At 60.4% G+C, this 5,394-nt stretch carries 5 protein-coding genes; 1 reads left to right on the forward strand and 4 read right to left on the reverse strand.

What is annotated here, in order from left to right:
• The 4 genes from AC1VTH_RS06315 to AC1VTH_RS06330 form a co-directional block, all read right to left on the reverse strand.
• Nucleotides 1-880 (reverse strand): hypothetical protein (locus AC1VTH_RS06315; protein WP_481335321.1); only part of this gene is annotated, 880 nt, incomplete at its 3' end.
• Nucleotides 881-1,229: 349 nt separating this feature from the next.
• The gene (locus AC1VTH_RS06320) at nucleotides 1,230-2,729 is read right to left on the reverse strand and encodes an ATP-binding protein (protein ID WP_481335322.1); all 1,500 of its coding nucleotides are present in this window, start codon (nucleotides 2,727-2,729) and stop codon (nucleotides 1,230-1,232) included.
• Nucleotides 2,730-2,852: 123 nt separating this feature from the next.
• Nucleotides 2,853-3,872 carry a dTDP-glucose 4,6-dehydratase gene (rfbB, locus tag AC1VTH_RS06325; protein WP_481335324.1) on the reverse strand — a complete coding sequence of 340 codons (1,020 nt, stop codon included), beginning with the start codon at nucleotides 3,870-3,872 and terminating at the stop codon, nucleotides 2,853-2,855.
• Nucleotides 3,873-3,882: 10 nt separating this feature from the next.
• Nucleotides 3,883-5,085, reverse strand: coding sequence for a nucleotide sugar dehydrogenase (locus AC1VTH_RS06330; RefSeq protein WP_481335326.1), 1,203 nt, complete (start codon nucleotides 5,083-5,085; stop codon nucleotides 3,883-3,885).
• A gap of 102 nt (nucleotides 5,086-5,187) precedes the next feature.
• On the opposite strand from AC1VTH_RS06330, the gene AC1VTH_RS06335 reads away from it, so the two are divergent.
• Nucleotides 5,188-5,394, forward strand: a 207-nt coding sequence (locus AC1VTH_RS06335; protein ID WP_481335327.1) for a glycosyltransferase family 2 protein, incomplete at its 3' end; no start/stop codon positions are given.

The raw sequence follows: 5,394 nt of genomic DNA on the forward strand, positions 1-5,394 counted from the left end.
GCTCTGAGCGATGCTTGCCCTTGCGGTCGCGCAGGTCGATGTCCCCAAAGTTCTTCGTGACCCTCACCGCCGCACGCTTGCTCTTGGCCTCAAAGACAAAGGCTCCCACCTCGCTAAAGAGCACCACGTCGACCTGGCGCCACAGCGGGGCCAGCACGCCCGAGCGACGCGGCAGCGAACGCGAGGCCACGGGCAGAAAGAGGTTCGCCGCAAGCTGAGCCCCAAACAGTGGCGAAGAGGTGTCACGGGTGCGAGCGCGCAGCGCCTCAAACAGCGCCCACTCGCCCACCACGCCACGGGACAAGGCCCGGGTGTCCGCGGGCGCCACCGAGAACGCATCGCCCTCATAGTGAGCCTTGAGGGCATAGCGCTCCTCACCCCTGGCGTCCGGGGCAGACTCAAGGCGCGTTCCCGTTGCGCGGAACCACTGGCTCACGTAGTAGCGGCACTGGGCAAGGCGAAAGTAGAGCGCGCGGCCTTGCGCGTAGCGCTCACGGGCATCCTCAACCCTACGGCGACCCAGGGCAAGGCGCGCCTTGAGATAAAGCTTGCGGACGAGCCCCGCCTGCTCCAGCTGACCTTCGAGGGCTTTGGCTGCGTCGACAACGGCCTTAGCCTCGTCGTTTTGTGCGGCAAGCTCGCGGGCGCAGGCGTCATAGGTGGCCTCGGATAGCATGCCGCCGCAGGAAGGGCAGGAGAAGGGACGGCTATCGCTCGCAAGCGAGGACAGGGCAACCTTGGCGCCGCAGCCGGGGCAAACCACCTTGATGCCCTTGTAAACACGCGTGCGGATTTGCTCGGGCGTCTCCGGCGTCACATCGATGCTGGCGCGCTTGTGGATGCGCCCCTGCTGGTGAACCTTCTTGACCGTCTTGCCCACGATGACCTCCCAAGCTTTAGTTGGGAGGATGGTATCGAACAAGCGGGACATTAAAGAAAAAGGCCCATAGGGGGCCAAAAAGCACCATGCGCGAGAGGAGCACGCGAGTAAAGAAGGGGGCTCGCACCTAAGGAGCCTCCCGCGCATGGCACTAGAATATTAGTCCATTCTAGGGACATTATTGCCGAGGTCGGTCAACGGTTTTTGCGCCCACGCAATATTGCGGGGCGCCCGCAGCCATCTCCCCTGCTTACAGCGTTGTGGCGCAACTAAATTCATTTTTCAAAGATCAGCGCGAGAAGGCCCAGCGGTACCCAAAGACGCCGTCACCGCACCAAACACGCACGCACTAGTGCCTCTGCGCCAATCGATACTTGCGCAGCCTGCTCGTCTTGGGCGCCGTGGCCTCGATGAGACCAGCCTCCAGAAGTGGCTTAATGCGGTAGCGCACCTGGCTCATGGACAGTCCCGTCTCCCTCACCAGATCACTGGCAGACATCTCCCCACGGTCACCGATGATCTCGAGCACACAATCCCTGCCCGGTGTAGCAGTCAATTGCAGCCGAGACGACATGCGCCGATCAGAGGTGCCGGAATCCACCGGCCTGTACAGAATCACCTTGAAACTGTCGAGCCGGGGGCAAAACTCAGGCTCGGGAAGGCCGCGCTCGCGGCACTCCCTAAGCATCATGGGAATGCCCGAGCCATTGCCCTCGGCCGGAGAGCCTGCGCCGTCGGGCAGCGGAACGAGGGACATGAGCCTCATGAGAGTGGCGTTGCGGCAGCATGAGGAACCGTCGGCAAGGTTGAGCTGCGTCTTCGTGCCGTAAAGACCCCCGGGGTTAAGAATCTCGATACGGTCGTCAAAGATGTCGACAGAGACGGCCTGGCCGTCATAGCGAGGGCTGTAGTCGCGGTGGATCAGGGCGTTGGCAGTGGCTTCTCGAATGACCTCCTCGGGAACCTCGAGCTCATCGATACGCCCGGCGCCAACCACCACGGAGCGACGCCTCAGGTTCTTGGCAGTGGCAGCGACCGCGTCCACGACCATCTCGCCCAGGGTGCCCTCGCAGATCGTTCGGTCACGAAAGCGCAGCGCGCCAGACGCCCCCTTCTCGGTCCCAGCGTGAACGGCAACGTCAACGACCAGCCGGGGATAGAACTGCTGGGGATAAACGCCCGCAACGAGCAGCCCCGCCTTAGTGACAGAGCCATCCTCGCTCGTGAAGTTGAGACGCTTGAGCTTCGTTGCGCCGTCCCCCGCCCCCTTGAGCGCCCGAGGAGTCAGGCTCAGAGCACGAGCGAAGGTTCCCTGGACCAGGCCGTCGTCGAGGTCAGATGGCACAGCACCGGCAACGGGAGAGCGGTCAAAGGCAGTTCGCTCCGACGCAATGGCGACCGAGAACAGCTCGTTATCAGAGAGGAGGATGTCCTTGTCGTCGACGCGCTTATAGCTAGCCCTGGGGCCGCGGTCAAGCAGATAGCAGGGCTTTGACTCAGGGGGCAGCTCCTCAATCTCAATGACAAGAACGGGGCACGAGTCGAGAAACGCACGCGAGATGGAATACCGAGGCGGATTGACGAGCTTGCCCCGCGAGCCGCCATCTCCCATGCCGGCCACGAATTGTTCGCGCACACGGTTGATGTCGAAGTCAGCAACGGGGGCAAAGCCGTTTCTCTCGCTAATGCCCAGAACAATGAGGCCACCAGAGGTATTGGCAAAGGCGCTGACCGTCTCCCAGATGTCCTTGGAGAGCGAGGCGGCACATTCCTTGACCTCCACCTCGGAGTCATCAGTGCCCTGTCTGCGCAGACGAGCGACTATCTGTTCCAGGCCAAAGTCCTCCATGCCGCACCTCACTCACGCTGTCAGTGATATCACTAACAGATTAGCACTCGTCACTCATACTATCAGTGAGAATTGTGAGCGATGGATGTGTTCGTTACTCACATGCGAGAAGGACGGACGGCCCTACTGTCCCTGAGCCCTGTAGCGCGCCTCCGTGGCGGCCTTGGCCGGACGCCACCAGTCCTCGTTGTCGCGGTACCACTCGATGGTCTGCTCCAGGCCTTCCTCGAAGTTGTTGTGCGTCGGGCGCCAGCCGAGCTCGCGGCGCAGCTTGGTCGAGTCGATGGCGTAGCGGCGGTCGTGGCCCGGGCGGTCAGCCACCCAGTCGAAGTCCTCGGGGTCGCGGCCCATGGCCTCGAGGATCATGCGCAGCACCGTGATGTTGTTCTGCTCGCCGTCCGCGCCGATGAGGTAGGTCTCCCCCATGCGGCCCCTCGTGAGGATGTCCCACACGGCGGAGGAGTGGTCCTCGGTGTGGATCCAGTCGCGGACGTTCTCGCCCCTGCCGTAGAGCTTCGGCCGCTCGCCATCGATGACGTTGGTGATCTGGCGGGGGATGAACTTCTCCACGTGCTGGTAGGGACCGTAGTTGTTCGAGCAGTTGGAGATGGTCGTGCGCAGGCCGTAGGTGCGGGTCCAGGCGCGGACGAGCATGTCGGAGCTCGCCTTGGTGGAGGAGTACGGGCTGCTCGGGTGGTAGGGGGTCTCCTCGGTGAAGCGCGCCGGGTCGTCGAGCGCGAGGTCGCCATAGACCTCGTCGGTCGAGACGTGGTGGTAGCGCACACCGTACCTGCGCACCGCCTCAAGCAGGCGGAACGTGCCCTCGACGTTGGTTCGCAGGAACGGCTCCGGGTCCGCGATGGAGTTGTCGTTGTGGGACTCCGCCGCGTAGTGGACAATGGCGTCGTGCCCGGGGACGAGCTCGTCGAGCAGGGCCGCGTCGCAGATGTCGCCCACGACGAGCTCGATGCGGTCGGCCGGCAGTCCCGCGATGTTCCCGGGGTTGCCCGCGTAGGTGAGCTTGTCGAGCACGGTCACGTGCACGTCCGGGTGGTTGTTCACCACGTAGTGCACGAAGTTGCTGCCGATGAAGCCGCAGCCGCCCGTGACGATGATGTTCTTTGGCTCGAAGGTCTCTGCCATATAGATTCGGCTAGTCCCTTTCCCAGAGATCTCTCGTGAATACCTTGTACTCGGCATCATCAAGCTCGGAAGCCATCCTATTGGCAAGAATCAAATCACATGAGGACTTAAGCTCATCCAATGACTCGGTCGTCGGAACACCAGCGAACGGCTCGCCCTCACAGCGAGGCTCATAGATGATCATATCTACCCCAGCCGCCTTGAGCCTGTCGATGATGCCTTGAATAGAGCTCTCGCGGAAGTTGTCGCTGCCGCTCTTCATAACAAGGCGGTAGACGCCAACCCGCTTGGGGCACCTCTCAAGAACGCTGGCGGCAATGAAATCCTTGCGCGTGTCATTCGCTTCGACCGTAGCACGCACAAGGTTCTGAGGGACGTCACCAAAGTTAGCCAGCAGCTGCTTAGAGTCCTTAGGGAGGCAGTATCCGCCATAGCCAAAGCTAGGGTTGTTGTAGAAGTCGCCAATGCGGGGGTCGAGCGAGACGCCCTTGATAATCTTCGAAGCGTCCAGGCCATTGGAGGCGGCATAGGTATCAAGCTCGTTGAAGTAGGAGACGCGCATGGCGAGGTACGTGTTCGAGAACAGTTTAATTGCCTCGGCCTCCGTTGAGCCCATGACCAGAACGGGAACTGAATCTCTGATGTCCTCATCAGCTCCAGATCTGAGAGCCTCCGCAAACGTCTTTGCGTCTTCGGAGAGGTCGTCCTCAGCAGCATTTCTGGAAGGGACGCCAACCACAATCCTTGAAGGGCGCAGGCTGTCTGCGAGGGCATGCCCCTCCCTCAGAAACTCCGGCGAAAACAAGATTCGCAGATTGGGATAGAGACCAGAGACGCGTTCCGTATAACCAACGGGGATGGTCGACTTAATGACCACAACAGCCCGAGAGCTCCGCTTTGCAAGCTCATCCAGCACCGACTCGATGGAGCTGGTATCAAACGTGTTCTTGTTGGGGTCATAGTTGGTAGGCGTAGCGATGACAACATAGTCAGGGTTCTCGTACGCATAGTCGGGGTCAAGCGTTGCCTCAAGAGTGGGCACACCCTCGGCGAGCATGGCCTCAATCTTGGCATCGCCAATCGGCGACTTGCCAGCGTTGATGGCCTTAACCTTGCCGGGGACGATGTCGACCGCCCGGACCTCCCCCACCTTCGAAAGGAGGCAGGAAAGGGACAGGCCAACATATCCAGTTCCAACGACTGTAAAGTGCATGCTTCGCTCCGTAGTTAAGCCAATATTCATCTAAAGGTTAAACTTTTTGAAACAGCAAATGGTACACCATTAATTACAAATCCAGCTTATTTGAGGAGACAAATGCCCCTAATTTCAATCATTATTCCAGCTTACAAAAACGATCAATACCTTGCGGCGTGTTTGGACAGCGTCCTCAGCCAAGACGAAGACAGCTGGGAGGCAATCGTTGTTGTTGACGGAAGCCCCGACACATGTGCCGAAATCGCCCAAAATTACTCAGCGCGTGACAGAAGGATTACCTCCATCTGCAAGATTCACAACGAGGGC

The sequence above is a fragment of the Parolsenella sp. genome (assembly GCF_982402205.1).

Bases quoted from the DNA above. Each gene is read 5' to 3' on its own strand.
- AC1VTH_RS06320 (WP_481335322.1), bottom strand. From the start codon at position 2,729: ATGGAGGACTTTGGCCTGGAACAGATAGTCGCTCGTCTGCGCAGACAG.
- rfbB (WP_481335324.1), bottom strand. From the start codon at position 3,872: ATGGCAGAGACCTTCGAGCCAAAGAACATCATCGTCACGGGCGGCTGC.
- AC1VTH_RS06330 (WP_481335326.1), bottom strand. From the start codon at position 5,085: ATGCACTTTACAGTCGTTGGAACTGGATATGTTGGCCTGTCCCTTTCC.